Source organism: Pedobacter jeongneungensis, assembly GCF_039538295.1.
Lineage (GTDB): Bacteria > Bacteroidota > Bacteroidia > Sphingobacteriales > Sphingobacteriaceae > Pedobacter > Pedobacter jeongneungensis.
In genome coordinates this window covers 12377-34605 of record NZ_BAABBY010000014.1, presented here as the reverse complement: position 1 = coordinate 34605, position 22229 = coordinate 12377, and the positions used below count along the sequence as shown (strand labels likewise).

Annotated in this window: 1 protein-coding gene; it reads left to right on the top strand. The window is 43.9% G+C overall.

Annotated features, from left to right (window positions below; all coding sequences use genetic code 11):
- The first annotated feature begins 105 nt into the window (after positions 1–105).
- Positions 106–22188, top strand: a complete 22083-nt coding sequence (locus ABD769_RS22190; RefSeq protein WP_344853546.1) for a DUF7507 domain-containing protein — start codon at positions 106–108, stop codon at positions 22186–22188.
- Positions 22189–22229 lie beyond the last annotated feature (41 nt).

Sequence of the window (22229 nt, the reverse complement as noted above, 5' to 3'; positions counted from 1 at the left end):
TTTTAAACCATAGGTTTTGAAATTACGTAAGTGGTTCTAAAACCGACAAATAGCTTATAATGGTTACATTATCCCCAATGAGGTAGCCGCTCTATCATCCCGTGTATGAATAAAATTTTACTCTCTTCGTGTATCCCTGCGCGAAATTTTTCGAGGACTAACAATTATTTAACGAATGGTTTCGGTAAATATTTCGCACAAATAGCACTCATTTCAATATTGTTATGTTTTGGAGCAAAAACATCTTTTGCACAGTTTACCATCACAGAAAACTTTAAAAATAATAATGCTACCGGAATTACCCTTGGGGGTGGAGGAGGTACCCAAGGTACCGCTTATTTAACTTCTGGCAGCGACGATTTAGCTGGTGATGGCTGGTTAAGATTAACAAAAGGTACGGGTAATCAAAAAGGTTATGCCTATGTAAATAAATCGTTTCCATCTACTTTAGGAGTATTGGTGGATTTTGAATATAAAACCTGGAGGAGCGCAGCAGATAGTTATAACGGAGCGGACGGTATAGGGGTATTTTTGTTTGATGCCAATGCCAATTTTGCTTTGGGTGGATTGGGTGGATCACTCGGATATGCACCTAATACTGGTGGTACTAATCCGGTTACAACGGGCCTTGCGGGAGGCTATGTAGGCGTAGGTTTAGATGAGTACGGGAATTTCTCTAATTCCAATGAGGGTAGAAACGGTGGTCCGGGTTTGAGACCCAACTCTGTAACGATGAGGGGACCAACAACAACCAATGCCAATCCAACAGTAGTAAACGGGATAGATCCTACCAATAAATATTTAACAAGTGTACAATTAAGTACCGATGCTACCGCAAATGAATTAGATTATAACACCGTTACGGCCACAAGACCGGCTGACGGTACATTTTACCGCCGGGTTCAGATCGAGATCACCCCGACGGCTGACGGAAAATATAAAATTACGGTTAGATGGACTAAAACACCTAATGGTGCATTTGTTGATCTGATCAGTTATACGACTACTACTGCTCCACCACAGTATCTTAAGCTGGGCTTCGCTGCGTCAACAGGTGGAGGATTTAATTTTCATGAAATCAGAAATTTACTGGTTACTACTCCTGGGAATTTAAGGGTTGTTAAAACCACTACTCAAAATAATTTAACGCTTGGCACAAATCAAACCTTCAATTATACGATTAAAGTTATAAATGATACAGATGCAGATCTTTCAAATATTAATGTAACTGATACGATCCAGAATGCCGCCGGAGGAACCTATCCACTGGCTGATTATAGCATTAACAGCATTAGTTATTCAGGTTTTAACGGTGGAACTTCGATGCCTTCAACCTCCGCTGTAAATAATTTTGCGGCAATTGTAAATATGCTCAGAAACTCCACTGGTACAATTACTGTTAATGGTACTTTTAAGGCGGGAGCTGGCATGCCTCCGGGAAGCAAAATTATTAATAAGGTTGTTGCATTACCAACAGATATAACCGACCAGGATCTGGACAACAATACTTCTAAAGTTGAAACACCGATATATTCTTCTGATGTTGACTTAACTTTAAATAGTACCATTAATAATCCCTGTTTAGATTTAACCAATGGAAATACATACACTTATACGGTTACGAATCTTTCATCAACTACGGCCACAACTACCACAAACAGAAGGATCAGTGTTACTGTAAATATTCCGGCCAATTATACGGTGGTTAGTGAAACCCACACTGGCTGGACAGGACCAACCATAACCGGGACAGCACCGGCGGCAAGAACCTATGTTTTTTATAAAAGTAATACTGCACTGGCTGCCGGTGCTACCGATGCCAATCCGATTGTAGTTACGATAAAGGCTCCGGCAGGCACTACCAGTTATAATAACAGTGCAAGTGTTGCTTATACACTTGATGATACACCAACATCAAATGTTGAAACAAATACAGCCAATAACGTAGCATCGCTTAATGCTGTAACAGCTCCTACAGTTGCACCAACGGTAACCACAAGTACCTATAACTATTGCGTTGGTGCAACGGCAACAGCAATTTCTGCTACCAGGACAAATAGTGCTTACACTTTACTTTATTATACAAATTTAGGCGGAGTTAGTAGTGTAAATCCACCAGTGCCTAATACAAGTGTTGGTGGTACATTCTTATATTACATTACACAATCTAATGGAAGTTGCGAAGGACCTGCTGCAACTGTAACTGTTAATGTTACACCTACTACTGCAAGCGCTGGTTCCAATCAGTCAAATTGCGGAAGTGGTACCTTTACTCTGGCCGGCAATCCGACAGCAAATGGCACTGGAGTGTGGTCAATTGTAGGAGCAGCAAATGGTGCTACCATCACTAATCCAACAAGTAATACTTCAACAGTTACAGGATTAACATCAGGTAATTCGGTAACGTTACGCTGGAGCATTACAAGTGCAGCCTGTGGAAACTCAAATAGTACGGTAGTTTTAACGAATTCGACTGCCAATCCAGGAGCTCCAACATCAGTTGCAGGTAAAACAATATGTAGTGGTAATACAGCAACGTTAAATACTACGGATATTTTACCGGTAAATGCTTCGCTTTCCTATTATGTTTATGATGCGGCTACCGGCGGAAATTATTTAGGAACGGTTCCGTACACAACAGGCGCTTTAACAGTAAATACGACTTACTACGTTCAGAGCGTTACATCAGCGGGATGTGTGAGTTCGGGCAGAACTGCATGGACAGTTACGATTGGCGGCACTAAACCTGCAACGCGTACCATTACAGCGGGCAGTTCTACTACATTTTGTAGTGGTTCTTCAGTAATTTTATCATCTAGTACCACAGGTACGCCTAGCCCGGTTTCTTATCAATGGTACAGAAATGGTGTTTTGATTTCCGGAGCCACTTCTTCTGCCTATACAGCTAGTACCTCAGGAAGTTATACCGTTGTTGCGAATAGTTCAACATGTACCAGTGATATGTCAAATGCTGTAACAGTAACGGTAAATAACCTACCCTCTGATTTTAATATTACGGCAACAGGATCTTTGTGTACCGGCGGATCTACTACTACTTTTGGATTGGATGGAAGTGAAAATGGGGTAAGTTATCAGCTTCTCCTAGATGGGGTGAATTCCGGAGCACCGGTAACAAGTACCGGCAATGGAAGTTTAATTTCTTTCGGATCAAGAACAGCTGCCGGGACCTATACGGTTTTAGCAACCAATTCTACTTCATGTAGCAAAACTATGCCAGGTAGTAAAGTGATGACCGCTACACCAACTACGCCAACAATCACATCTGGTTCATCTACTACATTTTGTAATGGAGGAAGCGTGGTTTTAACTTCATCTGCTACTACGGGCAATCAATGGTATGTAGGTGGAATAGCCATTAGTGGCGCTACTGGTCAAACCTATACGGCCAATGCAACAGGAACCTATACAGTAATTACTACAAACAACGGAGGATGTTCGAGTTTGCCTTCAACAGGTACGGCCGTAACAGTAAACCCACTTCCAGCAGCACCAGTTATTGGAACAATTACTCAACCCACCTGTGCCACTGCAACTGCAAGTGTTGCACTTAGTGGCCTTCCTTCGGGTAATTGGACGGTTACCAGATCACCAGGCAATGTAACCACAACGGGTAATACGACTACAACAACGATAAGTGGCATCCCAGCTGGTGCGACATATACTTTTACAGTAACTAATTCAAATGGCTGTACCTCTGTTGCATCTAACAATGCGGTTGTAAATGCACAGCCGGTAACACCAGCCGCTCCTACAGCGAGTACAACTGTACAGCCAACCTGTTCAGTAGCGACCGGAACCATTGTAGTGAGCAGTCCTGCACAAGGTGCTGGTATCACTTATTCATTAGATGGCGGTGCTTTCCAGTCTTCTTCAACGTTTACCGGTGTTGCTCCGGGTACACACAATGTTACCACCAGTAATGGAAGCTGTACTTCAGCGGCAACGAGTGTGGTTGTAAATGCACAGCCGGTAACACCAGCCGCCCCTACAGCGAGTACAACTGTACAGCCAACCTGTTCAGTAGCAACGGGAACCATTGTAGTGAGCAGCCCTGCACAAGGTGCTGGTATCACTTATTCATTAGATGGCGGTGCTTTCCAGTCTTCTTCAACTTTTACCGGTGTTGCTCCGGGTACACACAATATTACCACCAGTAACGGAAGCTGTACTTCAGCGGCAACAAGTGTGGTTGTAAATGCACAGCCGGTAACACCAGCGGCTCCGACAGCGAGTACAACTGTACAGCCAACCTGTTCAGTAGCAACGGGAACTATTGTAGTGAGCAGCCCTGCACAAGGTGCTGGCATCACTTATTCACTGGATGGCGGGGCCTTCCAGTCTTCTTCAACGTTTACCGGAGTTGCTCCGGGTACACATAATGTTACCACAAGTAACGGAAGCTGTACTTCAGCGGCAACAAGTGTGGTTGTAAATGCACAGCCGGTAACACCAGCGGCTCCGACAGCGAGTACAACTGTACAGCCAACCTGTTCAGTAGCGACCGGAACCATTGTGGTGAGCAACCCTGCACAAGGTGCTGGTATCACTTATTCACTGGATGGCGGGGCTTTCCAGTCTTCTTCAACTTTTACCGGAGTTGCTCCGGGTACGCATAATGTTACCACCAGTAACGGAAGCTGTACTTCAGCGGCAACAAGTGTGGTCGTAAATGCACAGCCGGTAACACCAGCGGCTCCGACAGCGAGTACAACTGTACAGCCAACCTGTTCAGTAGCAACGGGAACCATTGTGGTGAGTAGTCCTGCACAAGGTGCTGGTATCACTTATTCACTTGATGGCGGGGCTTTCCAGTCTTCTTCAACTTTTACCGGAGTTGCTCCGGGTACACACAATGTTACCACCAGTAATGGAAGCTGTACTTCAGCGGCAACGAGTGTGGTTGTAAATGCACAGCCTGTAACACCAGCGGCTCCGACAGCGAGTACAACTGTACAGCCAACTTGTTCAGTAGCAACGGGAACCATTGTGGTGAGCAGCCCTGCACAAGGTGCTGGTATCACTTATTCATTAGATGGCGGGGCTTTCCAGTCTTCTTCAACGTTTACCGGAGTTGCTCCGGGTACACATAATGTTACCACCAGTAATGGAAGCTGTACTTCAGCGGCAACGAGTGTGGTTGTAAATGCACAGCCTGTAACACCAGCGGCTCCGACAGCGAGTACAACTGTACAGCCAACTTGTTCAGTAGCAACGGGAACCATTGTGGTGAGCAGCCCTGCACAAGGTGCTGGTATCACTTATTCATTAGATGGCGGGGCTTTCCAGTCTTCTTCAACTTTTACCGGAGTTGCTCCGGGTACGCATAATATTACTACCAGTAACGGAAGCTGTACTTCAGCGGCAACAAGTGTGGTTGTAAATGCACAGCCTGTAACTCCAGCCGCTCCTACAGCGAGTACAACTGTACAGCCAACCTGTTCTGTAGCAACGGGAACCATTGTAGTGAGTAGCCCTGCACAAGGTGCTGGTATCACTTATTCACTGGATGGCGGTGCTTTCCAGTCTTCTTCAACTTTTACCGGAGTTGCTCCAGGTACGCATAATATTACTACCAGTAACGGAAGCTGTACTTCAGCGGCAACAAGTGTTGTTGTAAATGCACAGCCTGTAACTCCAGCCGCTCCGACAGCGAGTACAACTGTACAACCAACTTGTTCAGTAGCAACGGGAACCATTGTGGTGAGCAGCCCTGCACAAGGTGCTGGTATCACTTATTCACTGGATGGCGGGGCTTTCCAGTCTTCTTCAACTTTTACCGGAGTTGCTCCGGGTACGCATAATGTTACCACAAGTAACGGAAGCTGTACTTCAGCAGCAACAAGTGTGGTTGTAAATGCACAGCCGGTAACACCAGCGGCGCCTGTAATTACCCCCGGGCCTTCAACTGCTATATGTAGCGGTGGAAGCGTAGTATTAACCTCATCCGCAGCAAGTGGGAACCAATGGTATTTAGGAGGCATAGCAATAAATGGTGCTACCAACAAAACATATACGGCCAATGCTGCTGGTATTTATACTGTAACCACAAATAATGGCAGTTGTACCAGTGCTGCTTCAGCAGGTACAACCGTAACAGTTAACCCATTACCAAACGCCACAATTGCCGGAACTACTACTGTAAATATTGGTGCTACCAATCCGAATGTAACTTTTACAGCTACTGCAGGAACGGCTCCATTCGTATTTACTTATAATATCAATGGCGGTACAAATGCTACCTTAAATAGTGCAACAGCAACTGCAACGGTAGCGCAATCGACTGCCGCCCCGGGCATCTTTACTTATAACTTAGTAAGTGTTTCTGATGCAAATGGCTGTTCAAGAGCAATTGGCCAGAGTGCAACCATTACGGTGAAGCCTACAGGTGTAAATGATAATTTCAGTACATCTATTAACACTTTAAAAAATCTGGACGTAAAAGCCAATGATGGTGCAGCGGTATCAGGTGCAACTGTAAATATAGTAACTGCACCGGCTAACGGTACGGCTATTGTTCAGGCGAACGGAACGGTAAATTACACGCCTGCAAATGGATTTAAAGGAACCAATACCTTTACTTACACGTTAAATATAAATGGAGTAACTTCTGATCCGGTTACGGTAACTATCACTGTTGCAAATGGTGCTATTTTGGCTCAAAATGATACGGGCAACCAAAACGGAACCGCAGGTGGAACGGCAATTACTTCTGTATTAACCAACGATACCTATAATGGTATCGCAAATTCAGCAACTGCAGCCAATGTAACCATTACCCAAAATACAAATAACAGTGCGGGCAAGGTTACACTTAACACAACTACTGGTGAGGTAACGGTAGCTGCTGGTACACCAGTTGGTACTTATACCATCAATTACACCATTACCGATAAACTTGATGCAACACTAACATCATCTGCAAATGCAGTGGTAACGGTAACCAATGGAACCATTGCTGCTTTCGATGATTCAGGTACACAAAATGGAACAACAGGTGGAACAGCAATTGCTTCTGTTTTAAGTAACGATACCTACAATGGTACGCCAAACTCAGGTGTAGCCTCTGCCGCAAATATTACCATTACCCAAAATACCAATAACAGCAACGGTAAAGTAAGCCTAAATACAACAACTGGCGAGGTAACCGTAGCTCCAAATACCCCTGTTGGTACTTATACCATTAATTACACCATTACCGATAAGCTTGACGGCACAAAATCATCATCTGCCAATGCCGTGGTAACGGTAACCAATGGTACAATCTTAGCGCAAAACGACTCTGGCACTCAAAATGCAACCACAGGCGGAACAGCAATTGCCAATATTTTAGCAAATGATACCTATAATGGTGTTGCAAATGCTGCTACTACTTCAAACGTTGCCATTACAGAAAACACTAATAACAGCAATGGTAAAGTAACCTTAAATGTTGCTACAGGAGTAGTGAGTGTTGCTGCCGGAACCCCTGCAGGTACTTATACCATCAATTACACCATTACCGATAAGCTTGATGGCACAAAATCATCGTCCGCCAATGCAGTGGTAACGGTAACCAATGGTACAATCTTGGCGCAAAACGATTCTGGTACACAAAATGGAACAACAGGTGGAACAGCAATTGCTTCTGTTTTAAGTAACGATACCTACAATGGTACGCCAAACTCAGGTGTAGCCTCTGCCGCAAATATTACCATTACCCAAAATACCAATAACAGCAACGGTAAAGTAAGCCTAAATACAACAACTGGCGAGGTAACCGTAGCTCCAAATACCCCGGTTGGTACTTATACCATTAATTACACCATTACCGATAAGCTTGATGGCACAAAATCATCGTCCGCCAATGCCGTGGTAACGGTAACCAATGGTACAATCTTGGCGCAAAACGATTCTGGTACTCAAAATGCAACTACAGGCGGAACAGCAATTGCCAATATTTTAGCAAATGATACCTATAATGGTGTTACAAATGCTGCTACTACTTCAAACGTTGCCATTACAGAAAACACTAATAACAGCAATGGTAAAGTAACCTTAGATCCCTCAACAGGAATCGTAAATGTTGCTGCCGGAACCCCGGTTGGTACTTATACTATAAACTATACCATTACCGATAAACTTGACGGAACAAAGTCATCATCTGCCAATGCAGTAGTAACCGTTACCAACGGAACTTTGCTGGCTAAAGATGATACAGGTACTTCCGGAACTTCTGGTGGAAATGCAGTTGCCAATATCTTAATCAACGATACTTATAATGGCGTAGATAATGCCGCAACCACTTCTTCTGTTACCATTAAGGAAATCACCAATAACAGCTCAGGAAAAGTTACCCTTAATTTAGTCTCCGGTTCGGTTGATGTGGCGGCAAATACACCAGCCGGCGTTTATGTGATTGAATATCAGATTATTGATAAATTAGATATCACCAAAACTTCAAATGCTAAAATTACCGTTACGGTAAGCTCGGCGAATATCCTGGCTAAAAACGACAGTGGAAGCATTGGTGGTTTATTAGGTGGTGCGGCCATCAATAATGTATTGGTTAATGATGAAGTAAACGGAGGTCAGCAGGCTACCTTAAGCAACGTAAAACTAGAGCAGGTATCAACAGATAACATTAAGGTTAACCTCGATGTAACCACAGGTAAAATAAATGTTGATCCGAAAACCCCTGCCGGTACCTATACCATTAATTATAAAATTACCGATTTGCTCGATGCTTCTAAAGTATCGCAAGCGGTAGCTACCGTGCTGGTAAATGCACCTGTTATGGTTGCAAATGCAGATAATGGCAGCGTTAACGGATTTACAGGTGGTGTTGCATTAACAAATGTGCTGGCAAATGATACCTACGATGGTAATCCGGCCACTTTAAACGACGTTACTTTAGATTTTGTTTCTTCATCAGATCCGAAAATTAAATTAAATACCACCAATGGTAATGTAACTGTTGATCCAAATACCCCGGCAGGAACCTATACCTTAACTTATAAAATTACCGATAAACTTAACCCGACTTTAAGTAAAACGGCTGTGGTAACCATTATTGTTGGTTTGCCAACGATGGTTGCAGTTGATGATTCAGGTACAATAAACGGTTTAACCGGCGGAACAGGCATTGCGAACGTATTATTGAACGATACCTACAATGGAAATACTGCTACGCTGAACGAGGTTTCGTTAGCACAGATTTCAACATCGAATGCAAATGTTCATTTAGAACCCGCAACCGGAAAAGTAATTGTAGATGCCAAAACACCTGCGGGAACTTATACTGTGGTTTATGAAATTACAGATCTTTTAAATCCTGCGCAGAAGAAAAGAGCAAATGCGGTGATAACGGTTGAAGCACCGGAAATGATTGCCAATGCCGATAATGGTACTGTAAACAGTTATACCGGAGGTGCCGCTGTAAACAATGTTTTAGCAAACGATAAATACAACGGAAATACAGCTACTTTAACAGATGTTACCTTAGCGCAGATTTCGACCTCAAATCCAAATGTTACTTTAGATGTAACTACCGGAAAAGTAAATGTAGCACCTAATACACTTGCCGGAACTTATACGGTGGTATATCAGATCACTGATAAATTAAATCCAGCATTAACCAAACAGGCAACTGTAACCGTAACTGTTGAGCCTGCACCGATGATTGCCAATGATGACAACGGATCGGCTAATGGTTTAACCGGTGGGGTAGCAGTAGCTAATGTTTTAGCAAACGATACTTATAACGGAAGCACTGCAAATCTAAGCGAAGTTAATTTAACCCAGGTTTCAACTTCTGATCCGAAGGTTACCCTGAACACCTCTACAGGAGAAGTAATTGTTGCTGCAAATACAAAAGCCGGAACTTATACTTTGGTATATCGTATTGAAGATAAGGCGAATCCGGGTTTGTTTAAAAATGCAACTGTTACCGTTACCGTAAATGCACCTGTAATGGTTGCAAATCCTGATAATGGCACGGCAAACGGATATACTGGCGGTGTTGCTGTTTCAAATGTACTGGCAAACGATACTTACAATGGTGCTACTGCTACGGTATCGAATGTTAACCTTACCCAAATTTCTACTACTAACACTAACGTTACCTTAGATCCTGCTACCGGAGCAATTAATGTAACTGCCGGTACACCTGCCGGATCTTATACTGTAGTTTATCAGATTGAAGATAAATTAAACCCTGGTCAAACTAAACAGGCTAGTGTAACGGTAACCGTAACGGCTCCTGCTATTATTGCCAACAATGATAATGGTACAGCAAATGGATTTACAGGTGGTACTGCAGTAAACAATGTGTTGGCTAACGACTCATATGATGGCAGCACTGCTTTATTAAGCAATGTTAACTTATCGCAGATTTCTACTTCAAATCCAAATGTTACCTTAGATGCCACTACAGGCAAAGTAAATGTAGCAGCGGGTACTGTTGCCGGAAACTATACTTTGGTTTACCAGATTCAGGATAAGGTGAATCCGGTTCCGTCACAAACCAAAACAGCTACAGTTGATGTTATTGTAACCAGTCCTGCTTTAGCGGCGAATGCCGATGCAGGAACCACTAACGGTTTTACAGGTGGCACAGCCATTAATAATGTGTTGGCAAACGATAATTATAACGGCGGACAGGCAACCTTAACCAATGTTACCTTAACCCAGTTATCTACTACAAATACTAAAGTTTCCCTCGATCCGGCGACCGGAAAAGTAAACGTTGTTGCGGGCACTCAGGCCGGAACTTACACTGTGGTTTACCAGATTGAAGATAAATTAAACCCTGGTCAAACCAAAACCGCTAACGCTGTAGTTACGGTTATTACACCAGATATGACGGCGAGCAACGATGCCGGAACTATAAATGGTGCCACAGGAGGTACTGCCGTAGCCAACGTTTTATTAAACGATACCTATAACGGCAATGTAGCTACCTTAAATGAAGTAACCTTATCGCAGGTTTCTACTTCAAATCCGAAAGTTACTTTAGATGTAACCACAGGAAAAGTAAATGTTGATCCGAATACACCGGGCGGTACTTATACCTTAACTTATCAGATTGCTGATAAACTGAATCCGGGTTCTACCAAAACGGCAACAGTCACCATTACGGTAGATGCACCGGCGCTTGTAGCCAATGATGATGCAGGTACTGCCAATGGTTTTACAGGTGGCCTGGCCATTGCAGATGTATTGGCCAACGATACTTATAATGGTAATCCGGCTACTTTAGCCCAGGTTACTTTATCGCAGGTTTCGACCACTAATGCAAATGTAACTTTAGATCCTGCTACAGGAAAAGTAAATGTTACAGCAAACACAGCGGCAGGTACTTATACCGTGGTTTACCAGATTTTGGATAAAGTAAATCCGGCTCAGGTTAAAACCGCCAATGCGGTGGTTACGGTTACCGCGCCACAAATGATTGCAAATGCTGATCTTGGCACGGCGAATGGTTTTACAGGTGGGGTAGCGGTTCCTAACGTTTTAGCGAATGATACTTATAACGGAACTCCGGTAACTTTAACCAATGTAACCTTAACACAGGTTTCTACCTCAAACGCAAATGTAACCTTAAATCCGGCTACCGGACAGGTAAATGTAGCAGCCAACACCCAGGCGGGTACTTATACCTTAGTATATCAGATTGAGGATAAATTAAATCCCGGTCAAAAAACAACGGCAACAGTAACCATTACTGTTACTGCACCTGCACTTGTGGCTACAGCAGATAATGGCTCGGTCAACGGTTTTACAGGTGGGGTAGCCGTTCCTAATGTTTTAGCGAACGATACTTACAACGGTAATCCGGCAACTTTAACAAATGTTAATTTAACGCAGGTTTCTACTACCGATCCAAAAGTTACCTTAAATGTAACAAACGGTGAGGTTAACGTAGCACCAAATACAGCCGCAGGAACTTATACCTTGGTTTACCAGATTGAGGATAAATTAAATCCTGGTCAAACCAAAACGGCTAACGTAACAGTTACCGTAAATGCACCTGGTATTCTGGCGGTAAACGATTCGGGCTCTATTAATGGTTTCGCAGGCGGAACAGCTGTTAACAATGTGCTGGTTAACGATACCTACAATGGAACAACTCCAACACTTAATGAGGTTATTCTTTCACTTGTATCTACTTCAGATGCTAAAGTAACCTTAAATACGGCTACTGGAGCAGTTAACGTTGCGGCAAATACACCGGCAGGAACCTATAATTTGGTGTATCGCATTGCAGATAAGGTAAATCCAACCTTAACTTCAGATGCCACGGTATCGGTTACCGTTACTGCTCCGGCAATTGTTGCCAATGCAGATAATGGCTCGGTAAATGGTTATGTTGGTGGCGTAGCGGTACCAAATGTATTGGTGAATGATACCTACAACGGTGCTCCGGCTACCTTAACCAATGTTATTTTAACGCAGGTATCAACCACAAATGCCAACATTACTTTAGATCCGGCAACCGGAAAAGTTAACGTAGCACCGAATACTCCTGCAGATACTTATACACTGGTTTATCAGATTGAAGATAAATTAAACCCTGGCCAAAAAACAAATGCCAATGTAGTTGTTACGGTTAATGCTCCTGTATTAACTGCAAATAACGATACAGGTTCTGCCAATGGATTTACAGGCGGGGTAGCAGTACCGAATGTACTATCGAATGATAGTTACAACGGCGATCCGGCTACCCTGACCAATATTACTTTAACCCAGGTTTCTACTACAAATGCTAATGTTAGCCTGGATGTAACTACCGGTGCAATTAACGTTGCACCAAATACAACCGCAGGTACCTATACCGTAGTTTATCAGATTGAGGATAAATTAAATCCTGGTCAAACTAAACAGGCTTCGGTAACCATTACAGTTGCTGCACCGGCAATTGTCGCCACCAATGATGCCGGTTCGGCCAATGGCTATACCGGTGGGGTAGCTGTATCGAATGTATTATGGAATGATACTTATAACGGTACCGCTGCAACTTTAACCAATGTTGCCTTAACACAGGTTTCTACCACAAATGCGAATGTAACGTTAGATCCGGTTACTGGCACCGTAAATGTTGCGCCAAATACAACTGCCGGAACTTATACGGTGGTTTACCAGATCGAAGATAAATTAAATCCGGGCTTTAAAACTACAGCTAATGTTACTGTAACTGTTGATCCGATTGCATTGGTTGCAAATGCTGATGCCGGTACAGCAAACGGTTTCACAGGTGGAACAGCCGTAAACAACGTATTGGCTAACGATATGTACAATGGCGGTCAGGCAACTTTAACCAATGTTACCTTAACGCAGGTATCAACCACCAATGCAAATGTAACTTTAGATCCGGCTACAGGAAAAGTTAACGTCGCACCGAATACAACGGCCGGAACTTACACAGTGGTTTACCAGATCGAGGATAAATTAAATCCGGGTCAGACCAAACAGGCAAGTGTTACCGTTACAGTTAATGCTCCTGTAATGAACGCGAATGGTGATACCGGAACGGCTAATGGCTTCACCGGTGGAGTTGCGGTACCAAATGTACTGGCAAACGATACCTATAATGGCGTAAGTCCTGCAACTTTAACCAATATTACTTTAACCCAGGTGTCGACAACTAATCCGGGTTTATCGCTTGATGTGACCACCGGTGCAGTTAACGTTGCGCCAAATACTCCGGCAGGAATTTATACTTTGATTTACCAGATTGAGGATAAATTAAATCCGGGTCAAATTAAACAGGCTTCGGTAACCATTACAGTTGCTGCTCCTGCAATTGTTGCTGCAAATGATACTGGTTCGGCTAACGGTTATACCGGTGGGGTAGCAGTATCAAATGTATTATGGAATGATACCTACAATGGGGCTCCGGCAACTTTAACTAATGTTGCCTTAACACAGGTTTCTACCACAAACGCGAATGTAACTTTAGATCCGGCTACAGGTGAGGTTAATGTGGCTCCTAATACAATTGCCGGAACTTATACGGTGGTTTACCAGATCGAGGATAAATTAAATCCGGGCTTGAAAACTACGGCTAACGTTACTGTAACTGTTGATCCGATTGTATTGGTTGCAAATGCTGATGCCGGTACAGCAAACGGTTTCATAGGCGGAACAGCCGTAAATAACGTTTTGGCGAACGATATGTACAATGGCGGTCAGGCAACTTTAATCAATGTTACTTTAACGCAGGTATCAACAACAAATGCAAATGTAACTTTAGATCCGGCTACAGGTTCAGTAAATGTGGCTCCTAATACAACTGCCGGAACTTATACAGTGGTTTACCAGATCGAGGATAAATTAAATCCCGGTCAGACCAAACAGGCAAGTGTTACCGTTACGGTTAACGCCCCTGTAATGAATGCTAATGGTGATACCGGAACAGCCAATGGCTTTACCGGTGGAGTTGCGGTACCAAATGTACTGGCGAACGATACCTATAATGGCGTGAGTCCTGCAACTTTAACCAATGTTACCTTAACCCAGGTTTCGGTTACTAATCCAGGTTTATCATTAGATATAACCACTGGTGCAGTTAACGTTGCGCCAAATACTCCGGCAGGAATTTATACTTTAGTTTACCAGATCGAGGATAAATTAAATCCTGGTTTAACCAAACAGGCTTCGGTAACCATTACGGTTGCTGCACCTGCAATTGTTGCCGTGAATGATGCAGGCGCAATTAATGGAATATCAGGCGGAACAGCAATAGCAGATGTACTGGCAAACGATAACTACGATGGCAATACCGCAACACTGGCGAATGTTACTTTAAGTCAGATTTCTACTTCAAATCCGGGTGTAACTTTAGATGTTGCTACCGGAAAAGTAAATGTAGCCGCTGGCACACCAGAAGCTGCTTATACGCTGGTTTATCAGATCGAAGACAAGTTAAATCCAGGCAAAACCGCTCAGGCAACTGTAACCATCACGGTAACTGCTGCACCAATGCTGGCGGTTGATGATAACGGTACCGAAAATGGTTTCGAAGGTGGGGTAGCCGTTTCAAATGTATTAACCAACGATTTATTCAATAACGCCCCTGCTACATTGGCTGGAGTATATTTAACTGAAATATCTACAGATAATCCAAAAGTGAAATTAAATGTAGGTAATGGCGAGGTTTACGTTCAGCCAGGTACTACGGCAGGCGTTTACAAAGTGGTTTATACCATTACCGATCGTATTAACACCACAGAAGTAAAACAGGCAACAGTTACCGTTACTGTTACTGCACCAGCAATAGTTGCCAATGCAGATAACGGGCAGGTAAATGGTGTAACTGGTGGTAATGCCATTGCAAACGTGCTGGCTAACGATAGCTATAATGGCGCAGCAGCTACTTTAACTACGGTTAACCTGAAACAGATTTCATCAGATTATGCTGCTAATGTAAATTTAGATCCGGCTACTGGTCAGGTAAATGTTTCGGCAGGTGCCAAAGCTGGGACTTACCACGTGGTTTACGAGATTGAAGACAAGTTAAACCCGGGCTTAACTACACAGGCAACTGCTACTGTTGTGGTAGATGCCCCTGTGATGGTAGCCAACACTGATGCCGGTTCGGCAAACGGATTTACCGGAGGCGTAGCGGTTCCAGATGTACTGGCGAATGATTCGTACAATGGTTCTCCGGCAAGCTTAGCTAATGTAAACCTGAGTCAGTTATCAACTACTGATCCGAATGTTACTTTAGATCCAGCAACCGGGGCAATAAATATAGCTCCGAATACCAAAGCAGGTACTTATACTATTGAGTACAGAATCGAGGATAAATTAAATCCGGGTTCATTCCAAACCGGAACAGTAACCATAACGGTTAGTGCGCCTGTACTGGTTGCGAATAATGATAGCGGCTCAGCAAATGGTTTTACAGGTGGAGCAGCCATTGCTAACGTATTGGCGAACGATACTTATAATGGTACTGCTGCAACTTTGGCCAATGTTAAACTGGCACAATCAGCAACCGATAATCCGAATGTTACTTTAGATATTGCTACGGGTACTGTAAATGTAGCTCCAGGCACTAAAGCCGGAACCTACACGGTAACCTATAGCATCGAAGATTTATTAAACCCTGGATCAATCAAAACTGCAGTAGCTACAGTTACCGTAACTGCGCCGGCATTAATTGCTAATGATGACAACGGGCAGGTAAACGGCGTAACAGGTGGCAATGCCATTACAAACGTGCTGGCTAACGATAGTTACAACGGCGCAGCAGCAGCCTTAACTACGGTTAACCTGAAACAGATTTCATCTGATTATGCGGCCAATGTAAACTTAGATCCGGCTACGGGCCAGGTTAATGTTTCGGCAGGTGCCAAAGCAGGAACGTACCACGTGGTTTATGAGATTGAAGACAAGCTTAACCCAGGTTTAACCAAACAGGCTATGGCTACCGTCGTGGTAGATGCTCCTGTGATAGTAGCCAACACTGATGCAGGTTCGGCGAACGGATTTACCGGAGGTGTAGCGGTTCCAAATGTACTGGCAAACGATTCCTACAATGGTTCTCCGGCAACTTTAGCTAATGTAAACCTGAGTCAGTTATCAACTACTGATCCGAATGTTACCTTAGATCCAACAACCGGGGCAATAAATGTAGCTCCGGATACCAAAGCAGGTACTTACACTGTTGAGTACAGAATTGAGGATAAGCTAAACCCTGGTTCGTTCCAAACGGGAACAGTAACCATTACGGTTAGTGCCCCTGCAATGGTGGCCAATAACGATATCGGTTCAGCAAATGGTTTTACAGGAGGAGCAGCCATCGCTAACGTATTGGCAAACGATACTTACAATGGTGCTGCTGCAACTTTAACAAATATTAAACTGGCGCAGGCATCAACTGATAATCCGAATGTTACTTTAGATATCACAACAGGTACTGTAATTGTAGCTCCGGGTACCCAGGCTGGTAACTACACAGTAACCTATACTATCGAAGATCTTTTAAATCCGGGATCGACCAAAACTGCAGTGGCTACAGTTACCGTAACTGCACCTGCAATGGTTGCAAATGGCGACAATGGATCGGCAAATGGTTTAACAGGTGGCACGGCCATATCAAATGTACTGGCAAACGATACCTATAATGGTATTGCTGCAACTGCTGCGAATGTTAAATTAACGCAGGTTTCAACAGATAATGTCAATGTAACACTAGATCCGGCAACGGGTGCTGTAAACGTAGCACCAAACACACCAGCCGGAACTTATACAGTGGTTTACCAGATTGAGGATATCCTGAACCCTGGCTTAACCAAAACTGCAAATGCGGTGATAATTGTAACGGCTCCGGTAATGGTTGCAAATGCAGATAACGGTACCATAAATGGAGTAACCGGTGGAGTAGTGGTTACAAACGTACTCGCTAACGATACCTATAATGGTAATCCGGCTACTTTAGCAGATGTTACCTTAACACAGGTATCAACTACAAACGGAAACGTTACCCTAGATCCGGCAACCGGATCTGTAAATGTACTTCCAAATACACCAGCCGGAACCTACACTGTGGTTTACCAGATCGAGGATAAATTAAACCCTGGTAAAACCGTAACTGCAAGTATAACCGTAACGGTTGCTGCACCGGCATTGGCTGCAAATGCTGATTCAGGAACGGCAAATGGTTACAGTGGTGGTACAGCAGTAAGCAATGTACTGGCCAACGATACTTATAACGGTGGTCTGGCGACTTTGGCAAATGTTACTTTAACACAATTATCAACTTCAAATGCCAGCGTGAGCTTGGATCCGGCAACCGGACAGGTTAATGTTGCACCAAATACTCCTGCCGGAACCTATACTGTGGTTTATCAGATTGAGGATAAATTAAATCCTGGTCAAACTAAACAGGCAACAGTAACCATTGAGGTAACTGCACCGGCAATTGTTGCAAATGCAAACACAGGTACAGTTAACGGTTTAACAGGTGGTACCGCATTGAGTAATGTATTGGCTAACGATACTTACAATGGTGCACCGGCAACTCTTGCTCAGGTAACCTTAACACAGGTATCAACTTCGAATGCTAATGTAACCTTAAATGTTACTACAGGATCGGTTAATGTTGCGCCGAATACGCCTGCCGGTACTTATACCCTGGTTTATAGAATTGAAGATAAATTAAACCCTGGTGAGTTTGCAGATGCAACCGTAACCATTATTGTAACAGCTCCTGAACTGATTGCAACCAGCGATTCTGGCACCGCAAATGCAGTTACAGGTGGTACAGCAGTAGCAAACGTACTGGCAAACGATACCTATAATGGTAACCCGGCTACATTAGCTAACGTTAATTTAACACAGGTAGCTACCTCTAACCCGAATGTTACCCTTGATGTAACCACAGGAAAAGTGATCGTAGCGCCAAATACGCCGGTAGGAACCTATACGGTTACTTATCAGATTGAAGATAAGCTGAACCCTGGTCAAACCAAAACCACCAGCGTAACCATTACGGTAACTTCTGGTATTATTTTGGCCAATGATGACAGCGGAACGGCAAACGGATTTACAGGTGGGGTAGCAGTGGCTAATATCATAAGCAACGATACCTACAATAATGGTACTGCTGCAACCCTTGCAGGTGTAACCATTACGCAGTTATCAACCAGCAATGCAAACATTAATATTAATCCCGCAGATGGAAGTGTTAATGTAGCTGCGGGTACATTGCCTGGAACCTATACTTTACAGTATAAAATAACTGATAAGTTAGATCCGGCACAATCATCAACGGCTATCGTAACGGTAGTTATTCCGAACTGGATTACTGATCTCTCGGTAAGTAAAGTGGCCAATAAAACTTCAGTAGAAAACAATGGAACAATCAGCTATACCATTACCATCACCAACAACGGACCAGCAACGGTTCTGGCTGGAAAAGCGATCGGTATAACAGAGAGTCTTCCGGCAGGATTGGAAAATGTAACTTATATAGCAACTGGAGGTACATATAGTGCAACCGCAGGCACATTTACTTTAGCTGCAGATTTAACTGCAGGTCAATCGGTAACGCTCGTGGTAAATGGAAGTGTAAATGCAACCTTTACCGGAACGTTAACCAATCAGGTAACTGTAGCTGCGGCAACAGGCACCAATGATCCTGATCAGGCAAACAATTCGGCAACCGTGAGTACACCAGTGTTAAAAGGCGGAATAGCTTTAGTGAAGACAGGGGCGATTTCTGCTGACGGAAACAATATTACCTATACGTTTACCGTATTCAATACCGGTACTACTGATTTAAATACCATTGTATTAACCGATGCTAAGCTAGGCTTAAATAAAACAATAGCCGGACCATTGGCAGCTGGTCAGAGTTTAACCGATACAGAAGTATATACCTTAACCCAGGCAGATAAAGATGCCGGTTCGGTAACCAACTCTGCTTCATTAAGCGCTAAAACCCCATCAGGAAATACAATAAACGATGTTTCGGGTACTGATAAAACAAATGATACCCCAACGGTTACTTCGTTAACGCCATTGCCGGCATTTACCTTTACCAAGGTAGTTGCAGGTACGGTGCCAACAAATGCAGGAGCTACATTAACCTATAACCTGGTGGTAACCAATACCGGTAACGTAACCCTAAGCAATATTGTGGTAACTGATGCCAATGCAACTGTTAGCGGTTCGCCGGTTGCAACACTTGCTCCGGGTGCAACAGTAACTTTAACAGCAACGCATGTATTAACTCAGGCCGATGTTAATGCAGGTAGTATAACCAACCAGGCCAGTGCAACGGCGAAAGATCCAAATGGCAACAACGTGACCAAGGTATCTGACGATCCGAATACCACCACACCAAATGATGCAACGATCACGCCACTTGCTCCATCACCATCATTTACCTTTACCAAGGTAGTTTCAGGTACGGTGCCAACAAATGCAGGAGCTACATTAACGTACAACCTGGTGGTAACCAATACTGGTAATGTAACCTTAAGTAATATCGTGGTAACTGATGCCAATGCAACTGTAAACGGATCGCCGGTTGCAACACTTGCTCCGGGTGCAACAGTAACTTTAATAGCAACGCATGTATTAACTCAGGCCGATGTTAATGCAGGCAGTGTAATCAACCAGGCCAGTGCAACGGCGAAAGATCCAAATGGTAACAACGTGACCAAGGTATCTGACGATCCGAATACCACTGCGCCAAATGATGCAACTGTTACGTCGTTAACGCCATCGCCGGCCTTTACCTTTACCAAAGTGGCTTCTGGCACGGTTCCGACAGTCGTAGGTGGTACTTTGAATTACAACTTAACTGTAATCAATACCGGCAATGTTACCTTGACAAATATTGTGGTAACCGATGCCAATGCAACCGTAAGCGGATCGCCGGTTGCAACACTTGCTCCGGGTGCAACGGTAACTTTAACGGCAACACATGTATTAACTCAGGCCGATATTAATGCAGGTAGTGTAACCAATCAGGCCAGTGCAACGGCGAAAGATCCGCAAGGAAACAACGTGACCAAAGTATCTGACGATCCGAATACCACCACGCCAAATGATGCTACGGTTACATCAATCACTGCAAATGCATCAATGAGCCTGACCAAAGTAGCCACCAACAGCGTAAGCAAAGTTGGCGATGTAATCAATTACAACATCGTGGTAACCAACACGGGTAACGTAACCTTAACAAATGTTGCGGTAACCGATGCAGGTGCCGATGCAGGATCAATCACTCCTGCAGGCATTGTCAGCTTATTACCAGGTGCAAGTGTAACCGTAACCGCTAAACACACCGTTACTTTAACCGAGGTGAATGCAGGTTCGTTTACCAACCAGGCTTCAGCAACTGCACAAACGCCGGGTGGTACAACAATCAGCAAACTATCTGATGATCCGAATACACCTGCTACTGGTGATGCAACCGTAACGGTAATTGCTCCGGCATCTGCCATTACCCTGGTTAAAACAGGTACGCTAAGTGCTGATGGAAACAGCATCAGCTATAACTTTACCATAAGGAATAGCGGAAATGTTACCCTGCACGTGGTAAACTTATTGGATGCCAAACTTGGATTGAACAAAACCTATTCTGGCAATGTTGCCCCGGGCGGTACCATTACCGATACCTATGTATATCAGTTAACCCAGGCCGATAAAGACGCGGGCAGCGTAACCAACTCTGCTAATGTGAACGCAAGGACACCGGCAAACCTTCCGGTAAGCGATGTTTCCGGTACAGCCGAGAATAATGATGCCCCAACGGTAACACAGGTTCCGAATGCCGGATCAATTGCCCTGGTTAAAACGTCGGTATTTAATGGCAATAAAGTAACCTATACCTTCACCATTAAGAATACAGGTTCTATTACTTTAAATACCATTACCTTATCTGATGCAAAACTGGGCTTAAACAATAAGGTGGTTACCGTTGCCGGCGGGCTTGCCCCGGGTGCAACCACAACCGATGTGGAAGTTTACACCTTAACCCAGGCCGATAAGGATTTGGGTACGGTAACCAATACCGCAACCGTAAATGCTAAAACACTGGGTGGTGCAAATGTATCAGACGTTTCCGGAACAGCCGAAACGAACAATACACCAACCGTTACTACTTTCCCTAAATCGCCGGCAGCTGTTGATGATAAGGCGCAAACCGTTGCCAATGCACCGGTGGTGATCAATGTACTGGCAAATGATGATCCGGGCAACTCAACCTTCGATAAATTAACAGTCGAGATTGTAAGCCAGCCTAAACATGGTACCGTAAAAGTAAATGCCGATGGTACGTTAACTTACACCCCGGATCCGGGTTATGTGGGCGATGATGTATTTACCTACCGCGTAAAAGATGCTTACGGCTATTATACCAATGTTGCATCCGTAACCTTAACGGCAAACTTCACCGGCATTACCATTCCAAACCTGTTTACGCCAAACGGCGATGGTATTAACGATACCTTCGAGATCATTGGCCTTAACCAATACCAGGCCAGCGAACTGCAGATCGTAAACAGATGGGGTAATGAAGTATTCCATGCCAAAGGTTACCAGAACAACTGGACGGGCGAAGGATTAAACGAAGGTACCTATTACTATTTACTGCGTGTTAAAAAGGCAAACAGCGAGGAGTTCGAAGTGTACAAAGGTTACATCACATTAATCAGGGCGTTTAAAAAATAGGATAAGACTTAGTTCGGCCAGGTTTCTAAAACCAGGCCGAA